Genomic DNA, 21,662 nt, shown 5'->3' with positions numbered 1-21,662 from the left:
CTGCAGATCGAAAAAGCGCCGCTTCCCACTGCAAAAATCAACCTTCAGATCACGATCCGCAGGCACTGGCCTGCGTGATACAGCGAGAATCCCGCCTCATACAGACAGCTGCGCAAGCCCACCCCGGCCAACGGCTGCATGGGCGCGAAAGGAATCGGTAGCGCTTGAGGATTTCCGTTACACAGGTAATCGGCAAAGGCCTTGCCGACCACCGTTCCCGTGGTCACGCCCCGGCCGTTGTAACCGGTGACCGCCACTAAACCGGGCGCGGGTTCGAACAGACGCATCAAATGATCGGGCGTAAAGGCGATGCAACCGGTCCAGGTGCACTCCCACTCCACCGGTTTGAGGTACGGGAAATAGTGCTGCTGCACCCGGTCGGCCCAGGCTTTGAGGAACCAGGCCGGCTTCTGATTGCCATTACCCAGGCTGCCGAGCAGCAGGCGACCGTCTTTGTCTCGACGAATACTGCTGAGCACCTGGCGGGTGTCCCAGGAACCCTGGCCACCGGGCAGAATTTGCCGGGCGGCGTCTTCGGTCAGCGGGGCCGAGGCCACCTGATAGTAGTAACCCGGGAAGAAATTGCGCCGCAGCTCCGTCCAGTCGCCTTCGGTGTAGGCGTTGGAGGCAATCACCACCTTTTCGGCCATGACCGAGCCCTGGGCGGTTTGCACAGACCAGCGCTGGCCCTGACGTTCGAGTCGGGTGACGGGGGAATGATCGAATAATTGACCGCCCAGGCCGATGGCCGCTTTGGCCAGCCCCGTGGTGTAGGCCATCGGGTTGAGCGTGCCGGCGCGGCGATCGAGCAGCGCGGCGGCGATCTTTTTCGTGCCGGTGGCTTGCTCGCAGGCCTGACCGGTGAGCAACTCCACCGGCGCACCGCGACGTTTCCATTGTTCTTCACGACTGCGCAGATCGGCTTCGCCGCGGGCGTTGTGCGCCATGTGCAGCGTGCCTTCGCGGCGCAACTGGCAATCGATGTTGTACTTGTCCACAAGGCTGAACACCAGGGAAGGCGCCGCCCCCAGCATGCGGTTGAGCTGGCTGCCAACCGCCTCGCCAAACCCGGCTTCGATCTCGTCCGGGGGAATCCACATCCCGGCATTGACCAGCCCGACGTTGCGCCCCGAACCACCATGGCCGGCGCGATGGGCTTCCAGCACACAAACGGTCTTGCCTTGCTCCAGCAGATGCACCGCCGCCGACAAACCGGTAAACCCGGCGCCGATGACGCAGACATCCACCGAAACCTCACCCTTGAGGGCCGAATTGTCCGGCCTTTGCGGCGTCAGTTTTTCCCACAGACACTCTTCGCGTAACGGCATTGCCAGACTCCAACAGAAACCCAACAAACACATTCATTCAATGTAGGAGCGAGCCTGCTCGCGATGGACGCCAACGATAACGCGTGCTTGCTGCATAAACGCGTTGTTCTGACGTTTTTCGCGAGCAGGCTCGCTCCTACAAGGGGATCGTTGTTCGATTAGAGATTCAATCGAACGTAATACCCTGCGCCAACGGCAACTCCAGCGAATAGTTCACGGTGTTGGTCTGGCGGCGCATGTAGCCGCGCCACGCATCGGAACCGGATTCACGACCACCACCAGTCTCTTTCTCGCCACCAAACGCGCCGCCGATTTCCGCGCCGCTCGGGCCGATGTTGACGTTGGCGATGCCGCAGTCGCTGCCTACTGCCGACATGAACTGCTCGGCTTCACGCACGTCGGTGGTGAAGATGCACGAGGACAGGCCTTGGGGCACAGCGTTGTTCAGGCGCAGGGCTTCCTGGAAATCGCTGTAACCGACCACGTAAAGGATCGGGGCGAACGTTTCGTGGCAGACCACATCGCTCTGCTCCGGCATTTCGACGATGGCCGGCGACACGTAGTAGGCATTCGGGAACTTGTCTTGCAACTGACGCTCACCGCCAAACACCCGACCGCCTTCGCTCAGGGCCTGTTCCAGCGCATCCTGCATGTTGTCGAAACTTTGCTTGTCGATCAGCGGACCGATCAGGTTGCCTTCCAGCGGGTGACCGATCCGTACTTTCGAGTACGCGGCTTTCAGGCGGGTGACGATTTCTTCTTTCACCGATTCATGGGCGATCAGGCGGCGCAGGGTGGTGCAACGCTGACCAGCAGTGCCGACGGCGCTGAACAGGATGGCGCGAACGGCCATGTCCAGGTCGGCGCTTGGGCCGAGGATCATTGCGTTGTTACCACCCAGTTCCAGAATGCTGCGGGCGAAACGCGCGGCGATTTTCGGCGCCACTTCACGGCCCATGCGGGTGCTGCCGGTGGCGCTGACCAGCGCGACACGCGGGTCATCCACTAGCGCTTCACCGGCATCGCGGCCACCGATGATCACCTGGCTCAGGTGCGCTGGCGCGTCGCTGAAATTCTTCAGTACGCGATCGAACAGCGCCTGGCAGGCCAATGCGGTCAGTGGCGTCTTTTCCGACGGTTTCCAGATCACCGGGTTGCCGCAGACCAGTGCCAGCGTGGCGTTCCAGGCCCAGACCGCGACCGGGAAGTTGAATGCGCTGATCACGCCGACGACGCCCAGCGGATGCCAGGTTTCGCGCATGTGGTGGCCAGGACGCTCGGAGGCGATGGTCAAACCGTACAGCTGACGCGACAGACCGACGGCGAAGTCGCAGATGTCGATCATTTCCTGAACTTCACCCAGGCCTTCCTGAGTGATCTTGCCGGCCTCCCAGGACACCAGCTCGCCCAGGTCGGCCTTGTATTCACGCAGGATGTCACCCAGTTGCCGCACCAGTTCGCCACGGCGCGGCGCAGGAACCTTGCGCCACAGTTCGAACGCATGATCTGCGCGACTGATGTGCTGCTCGACTTCAGCAGCGCCTTCCCAGTTCACGGCAGCAATCGTGCTGCCATCGATCGGCGAATGCACCGGCACTTTGCCGTTCTGGTACAGGGCCGGGTTCACACCTAGACGATCAAGCAATGCGGCAACCATGGGTCACTCCTCAAGCAAAAGACAGAACACGTGCAGCCGGAAATTCACGGCTGATCAGACCTGTAGTTTTAGCTGCCCGGAGGTTACTCAACAAACGACCATTAAGAGAGATATCATTCCGTTTATTCATGCTGTGCATTGCTGGCAATAAGAAACAAGAACCAAGGACCGCCCATGCTGAATAAACGCTACTTGCCATCGATCGCTGCATTGCAGTGCTTCGAGGCCGTCACCCGGCACTTGAGCTTCACCCGGGCCGCTGAAGAGTTGAACCTGACCCAAAGCGCCGTAAGCAAACAGGTTGCGCAACTCGAAGAGCTGTTGCAACACCTGCTGTTTCGCCGGGTGCGCCGCCGCCTGCAGATGACGCCGGCGGGCGATCTGTATCTGGTTGAGGTACGAAAAATCCTCACGCAGGTCGAGATGTCGACCCATTACCTGCGTTCCTACGGTGGCGAAACAGAAGTCCTGCGGGTTTCGACGCCTCCCACCTTCGGCGCACGCTGGCTGGTGCCGCGCCTCAAAGGCTGGCGTCTGCGGCACCCGTCGATCCACCTGGACCTGTGCAGCGAACAGGAAGCCGACGACCTGTTGCAAGGTCGCAGCGATCTGGCGTTCTACTTCGGCCAGGGTTCGCGACCCGGCACCGAATGCCTGAAGCTGTTCGGCGAAGAGCTGGTGCCGGTGTGCGCCCCAGGCAGCCTGCCGGACACGCCGTTTACCGATCCGACGCAACTGACTGACCTGGTCCTGCTGCAAAACGCTTCGCGCCCTCAGGCCTGGCATGACTGGTTCGACCACCAGGGCTACCACACCGAACACAGCTACCACGGCCCGCGCTTCGAAACCTTTTATATGTGCATCCGCGCCGCCCAGGTCGGTTGCGGCGTAGCGTTGCTGCCGCGCTTTCTGGTGGAAGAGGAACTGGCGGACGGCAAGCTGGTCATTCCCTGGCAGCATGCAATGCCCAGCACGGACGCCTATTACCTTGCATACCCGGAGCACTCGGCGGAAGTGCCCAAGGTGCGGGACTTTGTGAAGTGGATGCTGGAGCAGATCGACAATCTGGATGCCCCACAACATTGAGCCTTGGCGCATTCCTTGTGGGAGCGAGCCTGCTCGCGAAGGCGTCGGCACATCCAGCATCAATGTGACTGACAAACCGCATTCGCGAGCAGGCTCGCTCCCACAGGGGAATTGCAGCGGCCAAAAAATCGCTGGCATTCCTTGCTACTGATATGCGCCACTAACGCCATTGTCCAATACCGCAGCAACGCTGGAGATTCCCGTTATGAGCGAGAGTGTGTTTGCCGATCGCATCGTGCAGAACCTGCTCGACACCGACTTCTACAAACTGACGATGATGCAGGCGGTGCTGCACAACTACCCGAACGTCGAAGTCGAATGGGAGTTTCGTTGCCGTAACGGCGAGGACTTGCGCCCGTACCTGGCGGAGATCCGATTCCAGATCGAGCGCCTGTCCGAACTGAGCCTGAGCGCCGATCAGTTGAGCTTTCTGGAGCGCATCAGCTTCCTGAAGCCTGACTTCCTGCGTTTTCTCGGTTTGTTTCGCTTCAACCTGCGCTATATCCATACCGGCATCGAAAACGGTGAGCTGTTTATCCGCCTGCGGGGCCCCTGGCTGCATGTGATCCTGTTCGAAGTGCCGCTGCTGGCCCTGGTCAGCGAGGTGCGCAACCGCTATCGCTACCGAGAAGTCGTGCTGGAACAGGTCCGCGAGCAGCTCTACCGCAAGTTCGACTGGCTGAGCGCCAACGCCGGCAGTGATGAATTATCCGAATTGCAGGTGGCCGATTTCGGCACGCGTCGTCGTTTCTCGTATCGGGTGCAGGAAGAAGTGGTGAATGTGCTCAAGCACGATTTCCCCGGACGCTTCGTCGGCACCAGCAACGTGCACCTGTCCCGGGAACTGGACATGAAACCCCTGGGCACCATGGCCCACGAATGGATCATGGCGCACCAGCAACTCGGCCCGCGGCTGATCGACAGCCAGATCGCCGCACTCGATTGCTGGGTCCGCGAATACCGTGGCCTGCTGGGGATTGCCCTGACCGACTGCATCACTATGGATGCCTTCCTCGGCGATTTCGATCTGTTTTTCGCCAAGCTTTTCGACGGTTTGCGCCACGACTCGGGCGATCCGGTGGCCTGGGCGGAAAAAGCCATCGCCCACTATCACAAGCTCGGCATCGACCCGATGAGCAAGACACTGACGTTCTCCGACAGCCTGACCCTGCCCAAGGCGCTGGAGATATTCCGGGCGCTGCGCGGTCGGATAAATGTCAGCTTCGGCATCGGCACCAACCTGACCTGTGACATTCCGGGTGTCGAACCGATGAGCATCGTGCTTAAAATGGCCGCCTGCAACGGCCAGCCGGTGGCGAAGGTCTCCGACGAGCCAGGCAAGACGCACTGTAAAGACCCGAATTTCGTCGCTTACTTGCGACACGTTTTCCAGGTTCCTGCCGCCCTTTCAAGTACATCTAGCAAGGAGTGAATTCATGCAAGCCGTACAGCGTGAGATTGCTGAACAGCTCAAGGTCCAGCCGCCATTCGCCGACGAAGCCGCCCTTGAGGCCGAAGTCGCCCGGCGGGTGACCTTCATTCAGGACTGCCTGGTCAACTCCGGGCTCAAGACCCTGGTGCTGGGCATCAGTGGCGGTGTCGACTCCCTGACCGCCGGCCTGCTGGCCCAACGGGCCGTCCGGGAACTGCGTCAGCGCAGCGGTGATGCCGCGTACAAGTTCATCGCCGTGCGCCTGCCCTACGAAACCCAGTTCGATGAGCACGACGCCCAGGCTTCGGTGGATTTCATCAAGCCGGACGAGCGCCACACCGTGAACATCGGCCCGGCGGTCAAATCCCTGGCCAATGAGGTGGCGGCCTTCGAAGGCAAGCACGCGGTGTCGGTGGACTTCGTGCTCGGCAACACCAAGGCGCGCATGCGCATGGTCGCCCAGTACACCATCGCCGGTGCGGCCCATGGCCTGGTGATCGGCACCGATCACGCGGCGGAAGCGGTGATGGGTTTCTTCACCAAGTTCGGCGACGGCGCCTGCGACCTGGCGCCACTGAGTGGTCTGGTGAAAAACCAGGTCCGCGCTATCGCCCGCCGCTTCGGCGCGCCGGAGTCGCTGGTGGAGAAAGTCCCGACCGCTGACCTTGAGGATCTGTCGCCGGGCAAACCGGACGAAGCCTCCCACGGCGTGACCTACGCCGAGATCGACGCGTTCCTGCACGGCGAGCCGGTGCGTGAAGAGGCGTTCAAGATCATTGTCGATACCTACAACAAGACCCATCACAAGCGGGTGATGCCGTTTGCGCCTTGAGGCGTGAGTGAATGAAAAAGCCCGCTGAGGCGTGATCCTCAGCGGGCTTTTCTTTGACCATTAGATTCATTGATGCTGATGGCCCCTTCGCGAGCAGGCTCACTCCCACATTGACGGCGCAGTACCTGTGGGAGCGAGCCTGCTCGCGAAGAACGATGACGCGGCGTGCCTGATTACTTCAGAGTCACGGTGCCTTTCATCATCGAGATGTGGCCCGGGAACGAGCAGAAGAAACCGTACTTTTGAGCGGCATCGAGCTTGGACACATCGAAGGTTACCGAATCTGTCTCGCCAGCGCCGATGATCTTGGTGTGGGCGATCACGCGGGCGTCGCCTTCTTTCAGGTAGTTCTTGTCGATGCCGGCGCTCAGACCGTCGGTGGCGATCGGCTGCATGTCGGCTTCTTTACTCAGCACCCAGTTATGGCCCATGACGTTCTTCGGCAAGCTGCCGGAGTGCTTGAGTTCCACGGTAAACGTCTTGCAGCTCTTGTCGATTTCAATGGCCTTCGTGTCGAAAGACATCTGGTCGGTGGAGTCGACGGTGACTTTGCACTCGGCAGCCATCAATTGGCTGCTGGCCAGCGTCAACAGGGATACCGCAACAAGTTTGGCAAACATGGTGAATCTCCAAGACAGGGTTAACGAAATCGCGAATAAACAGAAGACTGCCTGAAAACTTCGCAAGTTCATATGACTTGAATCAAAAACTGTATACAACTTTCGGGCTATGAGGCCGATGCAAATTATCTACCGGCCAAGTGTCTGGCCCGGACCTATCATCAGGCCGTCCCCCTTCAAATGGAATGTCTGTCATGTCGATCAACAGCCTGTTGTGCAGTTTGCTGGCCGCCTACGCCTGCGGCGCCAGCGGTACGTACGAAACGCCAGAACTCGAAGTCTAGCCCTTGGAGTACCCTGCGCCTGCCTTTACTCTGTGGCCCTGATCGACCATGGAGCAAGGCATGTCTTTAACATCCGTTTGTGTATTTTGTGGTGCCAGCACCGGCACCAACCCGGCTTACCGCGAAGCTGCCGTGGCCCTTGGCCGGGCATTGGCCGAGCGCAAGCTGACCCTGGTGTATGGCGGTGGCGCCGTGGGCCTGATGGGCATCGTCGCCGATGCGGCCCTGGCGGCCGGCGGTGAAGTGATCGGCATCATCCCGCAAAGCCTCAAGGACAAGGAAATCGGCCACAGCGGCCTGACTCGCCTGGAAGTCGTCGATGGCATGCACGCGCGCAAAGCACGGATGGCCGAGCTCAGCGATGCCTTTATCGCGCTACCCGGTGGCCTTGGCACCCTCGAAGAACTGTTCGAAGTCTGGACCTGGGGCCAGCTCGGCTACCACGGAAAACCGCTGGGATTGCTGGAAGTGAACGGTTTCTACAGCAAATTGACGTCTTTTCTCGATCATATCGTCGGCGAAGGCTTCGTTCGCGGGCAGCACCGTGACATGCTGCAAGTGAGCGAATCGCCGCAAACCCTGATCGATGCTCTGGATGCCTGGCAACCGTCCGTAGCGCCAAAATGGGCCGAGCAAAAACCCAACTAACGGCTCGGCACCGATACAGGGCAGAATATGCGCCGCTCAACCTCACCTTCGACCCCAGAGGATCGCCCATGGCTAAACCTAATTATTCCTTCGCCAAACGTCAGAGAGACTTGGCCAAGGAGCAGAAGAAAGAGGAAAAACTTCAGCGCAAGAAAGCTACAGCTGAAGAAGCGGCACTGAACCCTGAGGGTGAAGTGTCGGCAGAAGACGATGTTGATGCACCGAAAGACTCGGCGCCCGACGCCTGAGAACCTCCGGGCCCGATAACCTGATCAGGCCCACCGGATCCTCTGTAGGAGCGAGCTTGCTCGCGATGGTCGTTAACGATGACGCGGGAAACCGGTAGAAACACGGTGCCCCATCGTTTTTCGCGAGCAAGCTCGCTCCTACAGGGGACCTGCGTTAATCCAGAGGCATCACTGTGACGCGCACTTCCGGGTCATGGTTCCCTCCCCCCAGAATCACCCCCCGCAACGGCGACACATCGGAAAAATCCCGGCCCCAGGCCAGGGTGATGTGCTCCAGCGCCGGTTGCACATTGTTGGTCGGATCGAAATCCACCCACCCCAGCACCGGGCAAAACACCGAGACCCAGGCGTGGGACGCATCGGCACCGATCAGCCGTGGCTGGCCCGGTGGCGGCTGGGTCAGCAGGTAGCCGCTGATATACCTCGCCGCCAACCCTCTGGAGCGTACGCAAGCGAGCATCAGGTGGGCAAAGTCCTGGCAGACCCCGCGCCTACGCTCCAGCACCTCCACCAGCGGCGTCGCCACCTGGGTCGCTTCGGCATCGAAGGTGAACTCACTGAAGATTTTCTCCATCAGCGCCTGCACGCCGAGCAACAACGCTCGACCGGGCGGAAAACAGCTTTGCGAAAACTCGACGAAGTTTTTCTTCAAATGCACATACGGCGATTCAAACCGGTATCGGCAGGCTTCCAGCAATTCGGGCGACAGCGGTTGGCTGCTGTAGGTCAGCGCGCTACGGGTCTCTTCCCATGCGGGTGACAGATTGAAGTCCAGTGCAGCTCGGGGCAGCACTTCAATGGTCAGGCTGGCGTTGACCAGCAATTCGTCGTGGGGACGCTCGAACGCCAGCCGGGTCAACGGATTGCCGAACACATCCAGTTCATCGCGACGCGAGGTCGGCTGCGGGCTGATCTGCAATTGCCGGTCGGTGCAGCGCTGCCAGGCACAAGGCCGTGGCCACAAATGCGCCAGTTGCTGGGCCAGGGACACCGGGCTGTCGTAGTGGTAATGGGTGTCGTGAAAAATCTGGTAGTGGGCGCTCATCAGACGGACACCGTGCGCTGGCTGACATCATCGACATGGGCGAAATGCCGCAGCGCCAGGCGATCGGAAACCTGCCCGCTGGCATCGGCGATCTCTTGCAGCAGCGCGGCCAGCCCCTCGATGGCGGCGCGAACACTGGCGTCGCCGAACAGCGGGTTTTCCAGGCAGCCCAGATCGAATCGCGCCAGACGCTCGACCAATTGCGGCAGCGCTGCTTCGCGCGGCACGCCAAAGTCATCATTGAGGCGTTTGAGGGTGCGGGTCACCAGTTTCAACTGGAACAACACGGCGTGAGGGTTCTGCTCGTCGAGCAATAGCAGGTCGAGCACCGGAATCATCTGCGCCACCGCCAGGTAGCGAGAACGGTAGGTGATGCTGCTGTTGCCCAGTTCCAGCAGCCATTCCAGCCCGGCCTGGTCGAAAGCCCCGGCGCCCCGAAGGAACGCCGCCAGGCTGGCGCTGAGAAATTGCAGGCGCTCGATCCGCCGGCCAATCATCAGGAAACGCCAGCCTTCGTCCCGGGTCATGTCGTCCAGGGCAAAGCCGGACAGCGCCGCCAGGGACATCACCAGACGGTTGAGGAAATCCAGCAACTCGCCGAAATCCGGCTCTTCGGTTTCCAGCTCCATGGCTTCGCGCTGCAACTCCACCAGCGCCTGCCAGTTTTCCCGCGAGAGTTTGCCACGCACCTGTGAAGCCGCCCACTGCAAGCGTTGCAGGTTGGAACGCAGGCTGAACGGCCAGTCATCGCCGAGCAACGCCGCCAACAGGCGCTCCGGCAACTCGCCCTCCTCGGGCAGCAGCATCAGCCGTTCGCCGAGGTCCACCGCAGCCTGCAAGGCTTGCGGGTCGTCGCCGTCGACATAGCGCGCCAGCATGATGCGCAGCAAGCGGGCACTGTCGTCGCAACGTTCGCAGTAACGACCGAACCAGAACAGGTTTTCCACCACTCGCGACGGCAGGTACGGATCGCGCCGCACCAGGTCATGCACGCCGATGTTGCGCTGGGCCTTCCATTGTTCGCCGCTGGGCGCACGTTCGCCCAGCACCCAGGTGTCCTTGCTGGCGCCGCCGCGCTGCATAGACACCACTTCGGCATCGGCTTGGGCGGCGACCCGGGTCAAGCCACCGGGCAATACCCGATATCCCTCGCGGCTGGCCACCGCATACACGCGCATGCCGATGGCACGGGGTTGCAGTTGACCGCCTTCGGCTTGCCAGATCGGCGCCTGAGACAATTGTGCGAGCTCTTGCGCCACATAGGCGTATGGACGCGCCTGCATGCGCTCGGCGAGTTCCTGACGCTGCTTTTCACTCAAATCACGGCCAAATACAGGAGCAAAACTCTGGGACGGAAACGCCGGTTTGATCAGCAACTCCGGAAGCTTCTCCAGGGCCTGGGCCAGAACCGGCGCTTCGCCACACCACCAAGTGGCAATGGACGGCAGGGTCAGCTCTTCGCCAAACAGGAATTGATTGATCCTCGGCAGAAAACCCAACAAACCGGGCGACTCCAGCACACCGCTGCCGAGGGCGTTGGCCACCAGCACCTGCCCCTGCCGCACGGCTTCCAGCAGGCCCGGCACGCCGAGGGCTGAGTCGGTACGCAGCTCCAGCGGATCGCAGAAATCGTCATCGAGTCGACGCATGATCGCGTGGACCCGACGCAGGCCACTCAGGGTCTTCAGATAGACCGTGGCGTCGCGCACCGTCAGGTCGCCGCCCTCCACCAGCGGATAACCGAGTTGGCGGGCCAGATACAGATGTTCAAAATAGCTTTCGTTGAAACGCCCCGGCGTCAGCAGCACGACCAACGGCGCGTCCCCGTCACTCGGGGCCTGACGGGCCAGGGTTTCCTGCAAGGTACGGAAGAACCCGGCCAGGTGCTGCACTTTCAGATCGCGGTACAACTCGGGAAAGGCCCGGGACACAATCGTACGGTTTTCCAGCGCATACCCGGCTCCCGAAGGCGCCTGGGTACGATCCGCCGTCACCCACCAGCGGCCATCGGGTGTGCGCGCCAGGTCCACGGCATACAGATGCAGAAAGGCTTCGTCTGGCGGGCTGATGCCCTGACAGGGCCAAAGAAAGTTGTTGTGACCGAACACCAGCTCGGCGGGCAGCAGACCTTCGGCAACCAGCCGTTGCGGGCCGTAAAGGTCAGCCAGCACGGCATTGAGCAATCGCGCCCGCTGAGCAATGCCGGCCGACAACTGTTGCCACTCATCGGCCGCGATGACATGGGGCAGCAGGTCCAGCTCCCACGGCCGGTCCGCGCCCTTCGGGTCGGCATAGACGTTATAGGTAACGCCGTTTTCCTGAATCTGCCGGGTCAGCAGGGCCTGACGCTGCACCAGTTGCGCCGGCGTGCTGCGTTGCAACTGCTCGAACAGCCGGCGCCAGTGCGGGCGCACGGCACCACTGTCGTCGAGCAGTTCGTGATAGGTGCCCGCCGTCAGCGGGTAGCGGTCTAGCAGGTCAGGCATGGAAAACTCGGCAGACAGCAATGAACGGTCAGACTAACGCAGGCTCGTGACACCCGGATATACGAAAAATCCGAGCGTCGCGTACGGTTTAGAAACGTCGCAAATCGAGTGTCATTGGTAGCTCGTCGTTGATTTCCAGTTTAGGTACAGGAAGTTTCCCTGGCGTGTGTCCGATGCGGAAGAAGCGCGCCATCCGCCGGCTCTCCGCTTCATTGGCATTGACCGGCAAGCTGTCATAGTTGCGCCCGCCCGGATGGGCGACGTGGTACTGACAACCGCCCAGCGAGCGCTGCATCCAGGTGTCGAGCAGGTCGAACACCAGCGGCGCGTGAACCGGGATGGTCGGTTGCAGACAGTTGGCCGGTTGCCAGGCACGAAATCTCACGCCCGCGACGAATTCGCCTACACGCCCCGTGGGCTGCAATGGCACCGGGATGCCGTTGCAGGTCAGCAGATAACGCTGGGGCGGTAGACCGCTGAGCTTGACCTGCAAACGCTCCAGCGACGAATCCACGTAACGCACCGTACCGCCCACAGCGCCCTCTTCGCCCAGCACATGCCAGGGCTCGAGGGCTTGACGCAGTTCCAGCGCAATGCCACTGACGGCGAAGTCGCCAACCTTGGGAAAACGGAACTCCAGATGCGCGGCGAACCATTCGGCCCGCACCGGATAACCGGCGGCGTTGAGGTCGACGATAACATCGGCGAAGTCTTGCTCGATAAAGTGCGGCAACAGGAAGCGATCGTGCAGCTCCGTGCCCCAGCGCGCCAGTTTCGGCGGTGCATAGGGCTCGCGCCAGAACCGCGCGACCAGCGTCCGCAGCAACAGTTGTTGCGCCAGGCTCATGCGTGCATGGGGCGGCATCTCGAACGCGCGCAGCTCCAGCAACCCGAGGCGCCCGGTGGCTCCGTCCGGCGAATAGAGCTTGTCGATGCAGAACTCGGCGCGGTGGGTGTTGCCGGTCACATCGATCAGCAGATTGCGCAGCAGCCGGTCCACCAACCATGGAGGACATTCCTCGCCCGCTTCAGGCATCTGCGCGAAAGCGATCTCCAGTTCGTACAAGGCATCGTTGCGCGCTTCGTCGACACGGGGCGCCTGGGACGTCGGGCCGATGAACAAACCGGAAAACAGGTAGGACAGCGACGGGTGGTTGTGCCAGTAACTGATCAGGCTGCGCAATAGATCCGGGCGACGCAGAAACGGCGAGTCCCCCGGTGTCGCGCCACCCAGCACGAAATGGTTACCGCCACCCGTGCCGGTATGCCGGCCGTCGATCATGAACTTCTCGGTGGTCAGCCGGGTCTGGCGCGCTTGTTCGTAGAGGAATTCGGTGCGCTCGACCAGTTCATCCCAGGTCGCGGACGGCTGTACGTTGACCTCGATCACCCCCGGGTCCGGAGTGATGCGCAAGTTGCTCAGGCGCGGATCGCTCGGCGGCTCATAGCCCTCCAGCAACACCGGGCACAGCAACTCTTCGGCGGTGGCTTCGATGGCGGCGACCAGTTCAAGGTAGTCCTCGACCCGTTCCAGCGGCGGCATGAACAGATACAACCGGCCTTCCCGCGCCTCGGCACAGAAGGCGGTGCGGGTCAGCCAGTCGGCGGATTCGTCAATCTTCGGTGCACGCTCCTGCACCTCGGCAGCTTCGTTTTTGCTTTGCAGTTGCGTGGTATCGGGCAGCGGCGGGAAATCCTGATTCGGGTCTTGCGGATGAATGAACGGATACTCCGCCGCCTTCACCCACGGTTGCGAACCCAATGGCAAGCGATAACCCAGCGGCGAATCACCCGGCACCAGTCGGCAGTGCTCGTCGCGCAGATACCAGCGCCCGCTCTGCCACTGATCACCCTTGGCGGTGCGCGCCAGCGGCAGGACCTGGCCGATGACCTTGTCCAGGCCTTGGCTGAATACTTTGCGCAGGCGTGCCCGTTCCAGCGGTTCTTCCAGACGCGAGTCTTCGGCACTGACGTTCTGCGGCAGCATGCCTTCGCGCCAGAGGTAATAAAAATTGTCTTCGTAGGCTGGGAACACAAAGCGTGTCGGAATCTTAAGGCGTTCGGCGACGCTCGCCAGGAAACGCCCGGCCAGCGCGCCGTCGGCACCGTAGTCTTGCTGCTCGTCGGCGATCAGTGCGCTGTTGTGCCAGATCGGCACGCCGTCACGGCGCCAGTAGCAATTGAGCGACCAGCGCGGCAGTTGCTCGCCGGGGTACCACTTGCCCTGTCCGAAATGCACCAGCCCCTGGGGCGCGTAGTGCTTGCGCATGCGCTGGAACAGCTCGGCGGACAGCCGTCGCTTATCCGGTCCCAGTGCCGCGGTATTCCATTCGGCGCCGTCCGGGTCATCGATGGACACAAAGGTCGGCTCGCCACCCATGGTCAGGCGCACATCGCCCTCCAGCAGGTCGGCATCGATCTGACGGCCCAGGGTCTGGATCGCCAGCCACTGGTCGTCGGTGTAGGGCTTGGTGACCCGTGGCGCCTCCCAAATCCGTTCCACGGACATTTCGTGGCTGAATTCACACTCGCAGGGTTCCACCAAGCCGCTGATCGGCGCCGCAGAGGACGGATCGGGACTACAGGCCAACGGAATGTGTCCTTCACCGGCAAACAGCCCGGAGGTCGCATCCAGGCCGATCCAGCCGGCGCCGGGCAGGTATACCTCGCACCAGGCATGCAGGTCGGTGAAATCCACTTCGGTGCCGGACGGCCCGTCGAGACTTTTGACGTCGGCGGTCAGCTGGATCAGGTAGCCCGACACGAAACGCGCCGCCAGCCCCAGGTTGCGCAGCAGTTGCACCAGCAACCAGGCGGAATCGCGGCACGAACCGGACGCCTGGTCGAGGGTGTGCTCAGGCGTTTGTACGCCGGGCTCCATGCGGATCAGGTAGTCGATGTCTTCACTCAAACGCTGGTTGAGCGCGACGAGAAAGTCCACGGCGGGCAACGGCGTGCGGTCAATGCCGTCCAGGTAAGCCTTGAACTTCGGCGTCAGGGGCAGGGTTTCCAGGTACGGCGCCAGCTCCTTGCGCTCATCCGCGGCATAGGCGAAGGGGATCTTTTCCGCGTAGGGTTCGAGAAAGAAGTCGAACGGATTGAAGATCGCCATTTCCGCCAGCAGATCGACCTCGATTCGCAATTCTTCGGTTTTTTCCGGGAACACCAACCGCGCCAGGTAATTGCCCTGAGGGTCCTGCTGCCAGTTGATGAAGTGCTGTTCAGGGGAGACTTTCAGCGCATAGGACAGAATCCGCGTGCGGCTGTGGGCAGCGGGACGCAGACGAACGATCTGTGGGCCGAGCTCGACAGCGCGGTCATAGCGGTAATGCGTAACGTGGTGCAATGCGACATGAATCGACACGGCGTGCCTCCTGCGAGCCCTAAGCGTATTCAAAAGCGCGCAAGACTTATGCCATCCAGCAGCGCTGGCGCTTTCTTCGGTTGCCTGAGGCAGTACAGCACCAAAATCGGGCGATGCGGAAAATGGTTTGACGCAGGTGCACGTAAATGTGGCGATCCGTCAGAAATTGCTTGGCAGTTCCGGCCTCTTCGCGGGCAAGCCCGCTCCTACAGGGGAACGCATTTCATTGTAGGAGTGAGCCTGCTCGCGATGAGGCCAGTAGCTCCAGTACATTTTCTCAAGCCTTGAATGCAGAACGCCAACCCGAAGGTTGGCGTTCTGTTCAGCGGGGGCGCGGCTTAGCGCGGCACGACCGGCTTGCGTGTCGGCTTTGGCCCCTTGCCTTTGGCCGCATCCTTGCGCTCCTTGGCCGCCTGCTGATTGCGGGCGAATGCCGCCGCCTTGGCCTGTTCGCGCTTGTCCCACGGGTTGCCGCCATCGCTGGCACGTGGTGGAAGGCCGGTGTGCTGGGTCAGGATCTTGGTGGTCTTTTCCCCTGCAACCTTGTGGCTACCGGCCGGCGTCGAATTCTTGCGACGGGCGCTCTGGTAGCTGTCAGTCGACGGCTGGTGCAATGGAATCAACTGGTTCTTGCCCGGCCCGATCAGGTCGGCTCGGCCCATGCGAGTCAGTGCCTCGCGCAGCATCGGCCAGCCCTTCGGGTCGTGATAACGCAAGAACGCCTTGTGCAGACGACGCTGCTCCTCGCTCTTGACGATGGTCACCGCGTCACTCTTGTAGGTGACCTTGCGCAGCGGGTTTTTGCCCGAGTGGTACATCGCGGTGGCGGTGGCCATCGGCGACGGGTAGAACGCCTGCACCTGGTCGGCACGGAAGCCGTTACCCTTGAGCCACAGGGCCAGGTTCATCATGTCTTCATCGGTGGTGCCCGGGTGGGCGGCGATGAAGTACGGAATCAGGTACTGCTCCTTGCCCGCTTCCTTGGAGTACTTCTCGAACATGCGCTTGAACTTGTCATAGCTGCCGATGCCCGGTTTCATCATCTGGTTGAGCGGACCTTCCTCGGTGTGTTCCGGGGCGATCTTCAGGTAACCACCGACGTGGTGGGTCACCAACTCTTTAACGTATTCCGGCGACTCGACCGCGAGGTCGTAACGCAGACCGGAAGCGATCAGGATCTTCTTCACACCCGGCAACTCACGGGCGCTGCGGTACAGCTGGATCAGCGCCGAGTGGTCGGTGTTCAGATTCGGGCAGATGCCAGGGAACACGCACGAAGGCTTGCGGCACGCGGATTCGATTTCCGGACTCTTGCACGCGATGCGGTACATGTTCGCGGTCGGGCCGCCGAGGTCGGAGATCACGCCGGTAAAGCCCGGGACCTTGTCGCGAATCTCTTCGATCTCGCGAATGATCGACTCGTGGGAACGGTTCTGGATGATCCGGCCTTCGTGCTCGGTGATCGAGCAGAAGGTGCAGCCGCCGAAGCAGCCACGCATGATGTTCACCGAGAAGCGGATCATGTCGTAGGCCGGGATCTTCTCCTTGCCGTACGCCGGGTGCGGAATGCGCGCATAAGGCATGCCGAACACGTAGTCCATTTCTTCAGTGGTCATCGGAATCGGTGGCGGGTTGAACCAGACGTCGACTTCGCCATGCTTTTGCACCAGCGCACGGGCGTTGCCCGGGTTGGTTTCCAGGTGCAGCACGCGGTTGGCGTGGGCGTAGAGCACCGCGTCGTTGCGGACCTTTTCCACCGACGGCAGACGAATCACGGTCTTGTCGCGGGTCATGCGCGGGCTGGCCAGGATCTGTACGACCTTGGCTTCCTGCGGATCTTCAACCGGACCTTTTTCCTGCTCGATGGCGCAGGCCTGGGTGTCCTGGGTGTTGACGTACGGGTTGATGATCTTGTCGATCTTGCCCGGACGGTCGATGCGCGTGGAGTCGACTTCGTACCAGCCTTGTGGCGTGTCACGACGAATGAACGCGGTGCCACGCACATCGGTGATGTCTTCGATCTTGTGACCGTAGGACAGGCGCTGGGCGACTTCGACAATCGCACGCTCGGCGTTGCCGTAAAGCAGGATGTCGGCGCTGGCGTCGATCAGGATCGAGTTGCGCACACGGTCCTGCCAGTAGTCGTAGTGGGCGATGCGGCGCAGGGAAGCTTCGATGCCGCCGAGCACGATCGGCACGTGTTTATAGGCTTCCTTGCAGCGCTGGCTGTAGACCAGGCTGGCGCGGTCCGGACGCTTACCGGCCAGGTCACCCGGCGTGTAGGCATCGTCGGAACGGATTTTCTTGTCCGCGGTGTAGCGGTTGATCATCGAGTCCATGTTGCCGGCCGCGACACCGAAGAACAGGTTCGGCTCGCCGAGCTTCATGAAGTCGTCTTTGGACTGCCAGTTCGGCTGGGCAATGATCCCGACGCGGAAGCCCTGGGACTCCAGCAGCCGGCCGATGATCGCCATGCCGAACGACGGGTGATCGACGTAGGCATCACCGGTGACGATGATGATGTCGCAGGAATCCCAGCCGAGCTGATCCATCTCCTCCCTGCTCATGGGCAGGAACGGCGCTGGCCCGAAACATTCGGCCCAGTACTTGGGATAGTCAAATAACGGCTTGGCTGCTTGCATGTCGATAACCGGTGTTGGCTTTCATTGAATTTCGCGGGCGCGGAATATAGCACAAATTTTGACCAATTCCGACGGCTGTGGTCGGAAATTGTGGCAACCTCATCGCGAGCAAGCTCGCTCCCACAAGGATCACACCGAACCTGTGGGAGCGAGCTTGCTCGCGATGAGGCCAGGTCAGGCGATGAAAAACTTATTCGTCATCGTCGAAGTTGTAGCTACCCGGCGCCAGGTTCTCGAAGCGCGTGTACTTACCGATGAACGCCAGGCGGATAAAGCCGATCGGGCCGTTCCGCTGCTTGCCGATGATGATTTCGGCGATGCCCTTGTGCTCGGTTTCCGGGTGATACACCTCGTCGCGGTAAACGAACATGATCACGTCGGCGTCCTGCTCGATCGCTCCGGATTCCCGGAGGTCGGAGTTGATCGGCCGTTTGTTCGGTCGCTGCTCGAGGGAACGGTTGAGCTGGGACAGCGCCACCACCGGGCAGTTGAACTCCTTGGCCAAGGCTTTCAAGGAGCGCGAGATTTCAGAAATCTCGTTGGTTCGGTTGTCGCCGCCGGAACCTGGAATCTGCATCAACTGAAGGTAGTCGATCATGATCAGGCCGATCTCACCGTGTTCACGCGCCAGACGTCGGGTACGCGCACGCATTTCCGACGGGCTTATACCGGCGGTGTCGTCGATGAACAGCTTGCGGTCATTGAGCAGATTCACCGCCGAGGTCAGGCGCGGCCAGTCGTCATCTTCCAACTGACCGGAACGCACCTTGGTCTGGTCGATCCGACCGAGGGACGACAGCATACGCATGACCAGCGATTCGCCTGGCATCTCGAGGGAATACACCAGAACAGCCTTGTCACTGCGCAGTACGGCGTTTTCCACCAGGTTCATCGCGAAGGTGGTTTTACCCATCGACGGACGACCGGCGACGATGATCAAGTCAGCCGGCTGCAGGCCGCTGGTCTTTTCATCAAGATCGGTATAGCCAGTGGACAGGCCGGTAATGGCGTTGTCAGTGTTGAACAGCGTGTCGATGCGATCGATGGCCTTGGTCAGCAAATCGTTCACACCCACCGGGCCACCGGTTTTCGGCCGGGCCTCGGCAATCGCGAAGATCTGGCGTTCCGCTTCGTCGAGGATCTCCTCGGCAGTGCGACCTTCCGGGTTGAAGGCGCTGTCGGCGATCTCGGTGCTGATGCCGATCAGTTGGCGCAACGTCGCGCGCTGACGGACGATCTGCGCATAAGCCTTGATGTTGGCGACGGACGGTGTGTTTTTCGCCAGTTCGCCAAGGTAACCGAGGCCACCCACCTGCGACGTCTGACCTTCCTTGTCCAGTTGTTCGGCAAGGGTCACGACGTCAATCGGGGAGTTCTGATCGGCCAGCTTGGCGATCGCCCGGAAAATCAGACGGTGATCATGTCGATAGAAATCGCCGTCGGAGACTTGATCGAGCACGCGTTCCCAGGCGTTGTTGTCCAGCATCAGACCACCGAGTACAGCCTGTTCGGCTTCGATGGAATGCGGCGGCACTTTCAGCGCGGCGGTTTGCAGATCGTATTGCTCGGGAGCGGAGATTTCGTTCATGGCCACTTGGAATCAGATGTAAAAACGGGGATGCCAGAAAGACAAAGGGCACGACCTGTAAACAGGATCGTGCCCGATGTTACCGGCAAGCACCCGAGGGTGCCAGCCGACAAGTGCTGCTTAAGCTGCTACCACGACAACGCGTACGGTGGCTTCAACTTCGGCGTGCAGGTGCACGGCTACGTCGAATTCGCCTACGTTGCGGATGGTGCCGTTCGGCAGACGAACTTCGCTCTTCTGCACTTCAACGCCGGAGGCGGTCAGTGCGTCAGCGATGTCGTGAGTACCGATCGAACCGAACAGCTTGCCTTCGTCGCCAGCGGTGGCAGTGATGGTCACTTCCAGCTCGGCCAGTTGGGCAGCGCGGCTTTCAGCCGACGATTTACGATCTGCTGCAGCTTTTTCCAGCTCAGCGCGACGCTCTTCGAACGCAGCCAGGTTGGCTGGGGTCGCAGCGGTAGCTTTGCCGTAAGGCAGCAGGTAGTTACGACCGTAACCAGCCTTAACGTTCACTTTGTCACCCAGGTTGCCCAGGTTGGTGACTTTTTCCAGAAGGATCAGTTGCATGTGAAAATCCTCTTAACTTTTAACCTTCACCGTTCGCGTTATCGGCATCTTTCGGTGCCGAACGACCGCGAAAATCAATCAGGCTGTCGACGATGGCCAGGACCACCAGCAACGGATAGATCAGTTGCATGAACAGCAACAGCGTCACGTACAACCCCACCAGCCAGAACCTGGCCAGTCGCTTCTGCGCCACCAGCCCGTGAATCAGGGCCAGCCCGGCGAACACCAGCGGTACACTGCACAACGGCGTCAACATGGCCATCTGTGAACCGAAATTCGGCCCCAGAAGCATGCACGCCAGCAGCAACATCGCCGGCAACAGCGGGATGCGGATGGCGCGAAACTCGCGACCAAAACCGCCCGGGTTGTACAACAACGCCTGCCAGTAGCGCCCGACAAGCAGGCTCAGCAAGCTGACGATTTGCAACAAAGCCGCAATCAGGCCGGTCAGGACCGGTGCAATCAGGGACGCGAAACGCGCTTGTTCGTCTACCGACAACTTCTGGTAGACATCGCCGAGTAGCGACGGCATGACTTTGATCAAAGCCTGCGCCAGCATCTCGATCTGGGGAGCAAAAGCTGTCCCCAACACCACTGAAAACACCACTCCCATCGCTATGCTGACCAGCAGCACGCGGTTCCAGGACTCGCTTGCGCGCAAAACCAACGCAAGGCTCGCAGACCCCAGTAGCACCAGAAGTGCCCGTGGGTCGTCGGAGTAAAGCCACCAGGCCAATGCCGGCAGCAGTCCCAGAGCAAGAACGCCCAGGGCGTCCCTCAATCCGCGCCGCAGGAGCACAAGGCATCCGGCGGCAGCACCCAACCAATACAACAACGGCAATGCCGCGCATCCAGCCACTACGAGAGTGGCCTGCATACGGCCGCGCATGATGAACTCAGCTATGGCCCGCATGCATTCAATCCTTTGCTACGTGTCGACTGCCCGGTCTCAGCGGCCGTGGCTGTCGGTGTAGGCCAGCAGGGCCAGGAAGCGGGCGCGCTTGATAGCGGTGGCCAGCTGACGCTGATAACGAGCTTTGGTACCGGTGATGCGGCTTGGAACGATTTTGCCGGTCTCGGATACGTAGGCTTTCAGAGTGTTGAGATCTTTGTAATCGATCTCTTTCACGTCTTCAGCGGTGAAGCGGCAGAATTTACGACGACGGAAGAAACGTGCCATGTAATTGGCTCCTTAAAAGGTCCGTGGATTACTCGTCAGCGTTATCGCTGTTGTCGCTGTCATCACTATCAGCGCTTTCAGCGCCTTCGTGCTCAGGACGGTCGCGACGCTCACGGCGCTCACTGCGGTTTTCTTCAGCCTTGAGCATCTCGGACTGGCCGGTAACGGCTTCGTCGCGACGGATGACCAGGTTACGGATCACTGCATCGTTGTAGCGGAAGTTGTCTTCCAGCTCGGCCAGGGCCTTGCCAGTGCACTCAACGTTCAGCATCACGTAGTGAGCCTTGTGAACATTGTTGATTGCGTAGGCCAGTTGACGACGGCCCCAATCTTCCAGACGGTGGATTTTGCCGCCGTCTTCTTCGATCAGCTTGGTGTAACGCTCAACCATGCCGCCGACTTGCTCGCTTTGATCCGGGTGGACCAAAAAGATGATTTCGTAATGACGCATGAATGCTCCTTACGGGTTGTAGCCTGCCGCTCAAAAGCGGTCAGACAAGGAGTGAATGACACTTATGGACTTGCGGACGCTAGACACGTTGGTGCCTGCCATCACAGCAAGGGGCGCAATTGTAGAGAAGGGGCGAGGGAGGCGCAAGGTAATTGGTGATTATTTGAACAACCCCAACCTTTCCCTCACCACAAAAACACTGTG

Annotated in this window: 17 protein-coding genes; 5 read left to right on the top strand and 12 right to left on the bottom strand. The window is 60.7% G+C overall.

The genetic code is table 11. From position 1 onward, the window contains the following. Nucleotides 1-44: 44 nt before the first annotated feature. Together amaA and amaB are read right to left on the bottom strand one after the other, a co-directional pair. Entirely contained in the window at nt 45-1,328 is a 1,284-nt protein-coding gene (amaA, locus tag AC3ITA_RS02655) for an L-pipecolate oxidase (RefSeq protein ID WP_095945443.1), read from the bottom strand. Between the two features lie 166 nt (nt 1,329-1,494). After that, nucleotides 1,495-2,985, bottom strand: coding sequence for an L-piperidine-6-carboxylate dehydrogenase (amaB, locus tag AC3ITA_RS02650; protein WP_489279344.1), 1,491 nt, complete (start codon nt 2,983-2,985; stop codon nt 1,495-1,497). Between the two features lie 174 nt (nt 2,986-3,159). Between amaB and AC3ITA_RS02645 the strand changes: the two genes are divergently transcribed. The 3 genes from AC3ITA_RS02645 (at nt 3,160) to nadE (ending at nt 6,335) form a co-directional block, all read left to right on the top strand. Then, nucleotides 3,160-4,071 (top strand): LysR family transcriptional regulator, encoded by a 912-nt coding sequence (locus AC3ITA_RS02645; protein WP_489279342.1) that lies wholly within the window; start codon nt 3,160-3,162, stop codon nt 4,069-4,071. Nucleotides 4,072-4,276: 205 nt separating this feature from the next. Continuing rightward, nucleotides 4,277-5,503, top strand: a complete 1,227-nt coding sequence (gene pncB, locus AC3ITA_RS02640) for a nicotinate phosphoribosyltransferase (RefSeq protein ID WP_489279340.1) — start codon at nt 4,277-4,279, stop codon at nt 5,501-5,503. Nucleotides 5,504-5,507: 4 nt separating this feature from the next. After that, nucleotides 5,508-6,335, top strand: a complete 828-nt coding sequence (nadE, locus tag AC3ITA_RS02635) for an NAD(+) synthase (RefSeq protein WP_414928638.1) — start codon at nt 5,508-5,510, stop codon at nt 6,333-6,335. Between the two features lie 173 nt (nt 6,336-6,508). Here the strand turns inward: nadE and azu are convergent, their stop codons facing one another. Then, nucleotides 6,509-6,955 carry an azurin gene (gene azu, locus AC3ITA_RS02630; RefSeq protein WP_095945447.1) on the bottom strand — a complete coding sequence of 149 codons (447 nt, stop codon included), beginning with the start codon at nt 6,953-6,955 and terminating at the stop codon, nt 6,509-6,511. Between the two features lie 344 nt (nt 6,956-7,299). Here azu and AC3ITA_RS02625 point away from each other — a divergent pair, with 344 nt between their 5' ends. Together AC3ITA_RS02625 and AC3ITA_RS02620 are read left to right on the top strand one after the other, a co-directional pair. Beyond that, complete coding sequence (locus AC3ITA_RS02625) at nt 7,300-7,887, top strand: cytokinin riboside 5'-monophosphate phosphoribohydrolase (protein ID WP_095945448.1); 588 nt, start codon at nt 7,300-7,302, stop codon at nt 7,885-7,887. A 68-nt stretch (nt 7,888-7,955) separates the two neighbouring features. Next, nucleotides 7,956-8,135, top strand: coding sequence for a hypothetical protein (locus AC3ITA_RS02620; protein ID WP_095945449.1), 180 nt, complete (start codon nt 7,956-7,958; stop codon nt 8,133-8,135). Between the two features lie 154 nt (nt 8,136-8,289). Here AC3ITA_RS02620 and AC3ITA_RS02615 read toward each other — a convergent pair whose 3' ends face one another. The 9 genes from AC3ITA_RS02615 to rpsF form a co-directional block, all read right to left on the bottom strand. Next, nucleotides 8,290-9,180 (bottom strand): transglutaminase family protein, encoded by an 891-nt coding sequence (locus AC3ITA_RS02615; protein ID WP_095945450.1) that lies wholly within the window; start codon nt 9,178-9,180, stop codon nt 8,290-8,292. Further along, entirely contained in the window at nt 9,180-11,666 is a 2,487-nt protein-coding gene (locus tag AC3ITA_RS02610) for a circularly permuted type 2 ATP-grasp protein (RefSeq protein WP_489279339.1), read from the bottom strand. Before AC3ITA_RS02610 ends, AC3ITA_RS02615 begins: the two co-directional genes overlap by 1 nt. 88 nt (nt 11,667-11,754) lie before the next feature. Beyond that, nucleotides 11,755-15,030: a transglutaminase family protein gene (locus tag AC3ITA_RS02605; protein ID WP_489279337.1), complete on the bottom strand. Its 3,276-nt coding sequence runs from the start codon at nt 15,028-15,030 to the stop codon at nt 11,755-11,757. A 338-nt stretch (nt 15,031-15,368) separates the two neighbouring features. Beyond that, nucleotides 15,369-17,672 carry a YgiQ family radical SAM protein gene (locus AC3ITA_RS02600; protein WP_489279335.1) on the bottom strand — a complete coding sequence of 768 codons (2,304 nt, stop codon included), beginning with the start codon at nt 17,670-17,672 and terminating at the stop codon, nt 15,369-15,371. 190 nt (nt 17,673-17,862) lie between these two features. Then, nucleotides 17,863-19,260 carry a replicative DNA helicase gene (dnaB, locus tag AC3ITA_RS02595; protein WP_053153720.1) on the bottom strand — a complete coding sequence of 466 codons (1,398 nt, stop codon included), beginning with the start codon at nt 19,258-19,260 and terminating at the stop codon, nt 17,863-17,865. 120 nt (nt 19,261-19,380) lie between these two features. Next, nucleotides 19,381-19,827 carry a 50S ribosomal protein L9 gene (gene rplI, locus AC3ITA_RS02590; RefSeq protein ID WP_034149636.1) on the bottom strand — a complete coding sequence of 149 codons (447 nt, stop codon included), beginning with the start codon at nt 19,825-19,827 and terminating at the stop codon, nt 19,381-19,383. A 19-nt stretch (nt 19,828-19,846) separates the two neighbouring features. Continuing rightward, nucleotides 19,847-20,740, bottom strand: coding sequence for a YybS family protein (locus AC3ITA_RS02585; RefSeq protein WP_095945453.1), 894 nt, complete (start codon nt 20,738-20,740; stop codon nt 19,847-19,849). A gap of 36 nt (nt 20,741-20,776) precedes the next feature. Then, nucleotides 20,777-21,007 (bottom strand): 30S ribosomal protein S18, encoded by a 231-nt coding sequence (gene rpsR / locus AC3ITA_RS02580; protein WP_002551829.1) that lies wholly within the window; start codon nt 21,005-21,007, stop codon nt 20,777-20,779. A gap of 28 nt (nt 21,008-21,035) precedes the next feature. Next, nucleotides 21,036-21,458, bottom strand: coding sequence for a 30S ribosomal protein S6 (gene rpsF, locus AC3ITA_RS02575; protein WP_008048087.1), 423 nt, complete (start codon nt 21,456-21,458; stop codon nt 21,036-21,038). Between the last annotated feature and the right edge of the window lie 204 nt (nt 21,459-21,662).

It is taken from the genome of Pseudomonas sp. GL_090 (assembly GCF_057837765.1).
Note: the sequence above shows the minus strand (reverse complement) of the source record. Positions and strands in the feature narration are given on the sequence as shown.

Bases quoted from the DNA above. Each gene is read 5' to 3' on its own strand.
- amaA (WP_095945443.1), bottom strand. From the start codon at position 1,328: ATGCCGTTACGCGAAGAGTGTCTGTGGGAAAAACTGACGCCGCAAAGG.
- amaB (WP_489279344.1), bottom strand. From the start codon at position 2,985: ATGGTTGCCGCATTGCTTGATCGTCTAGGTGTGAACCCGGCCCTGTAC.
- AC3ITA_RS02645 (WP_489279342.1), top strand. From the start codon at position 3,160: ATGCTGAATAAACGCTACTTGCCATCGATCGCTGCATTGCAGTGCTTC.
- pncB (WP_489279340.1), top strand. From the start codon at position 4,277: ATGAGCGAGAGTGTGTTTGCCGATCGCATCGTGCAGAACCTGCTCGAC.
- nadE (WP_414928638.1), top strand. From the start codon at position 5,508: ATGCAAGCCGTACAGCGTGAGATTGCTGAACAGCTCAAGGTCCAGCCG.
- azu (WP_095945447.1), bottom strand. From the start codon at position 6,955: ATGTTTGCCAAACTTGTTGCGGTATCCCTGTTGACGCTGGCCAGCAGC.
- AC3ITA_RS02625 (WP_095945448.1), top strand. From the start codon at position 7,300: ATGTCTTTAACATCCGTTTGTGTATTTTGTGGTGCCAGCACCGGCACC.
- AC3ITA_RS02620 (WP_095945449.1), top strand. From the start codon at position 7,956: ATGGCTAAACCTAATTATTCCTTCGCCAAACGTCAGAGAGACTTGGCC.
- AC3ITA_RS02615 (WP_095945450.1), bottom strand. From the start codon at position 9,180: ATGAGCGCCCACTACCAGATTTTTCACGACACCCATTACCACTACGAC.
- AC3ITA_RS02610 (WP_489279339.1), bottom strand. From the start codon at position 11,666: ATGCCTGACCTGCTAGACCGCTACCCGCTGACGGCGGGCACCTATCAC.
- AC3ITA_RS02600 (WP_489279335.1), bottom strand. From the start codon at position 17,672: ATGCAAGCAGCCAAGCCGTTATTTGACTATCCCAAGTACTGGGCCGAA.
- dnaB (WP_053153720.1), bottom strand. From the start codon at position 19,260: ATGAACGAAATCTCCGCTCCCGAGCAATACGATCTGCAAACCGCCGCG.
- rplI (WP_034149636.1), bottom strand. From the start codon at position 19,827: ATGCAACTGATCCTTCTGGAAAAAGTCACCAACCTGGGCAACCTGGGT.
- AC3ITA_RS02585 (WP_095945453.1), bottom strand. From the start codon at position 20,740: ATGCGGGCCATAGCTGAGTTCATCATGCGCGGCCGTATGCAGGCCACT.
- rpsR (WP_002551829.1), bottom strand. From the start codon at position 21,007: ATGGCACGTTTCTTCCGTCGTCGTAAATTCTGCCGCTTCACCGCTGAA.
- rpsF (WP_008048087.1), bottom strand. From the start codon at position 21,458: ATGCGTCATTACGAAATCATCTTTTTGGTCCACCCGGATCAAAGCGAG.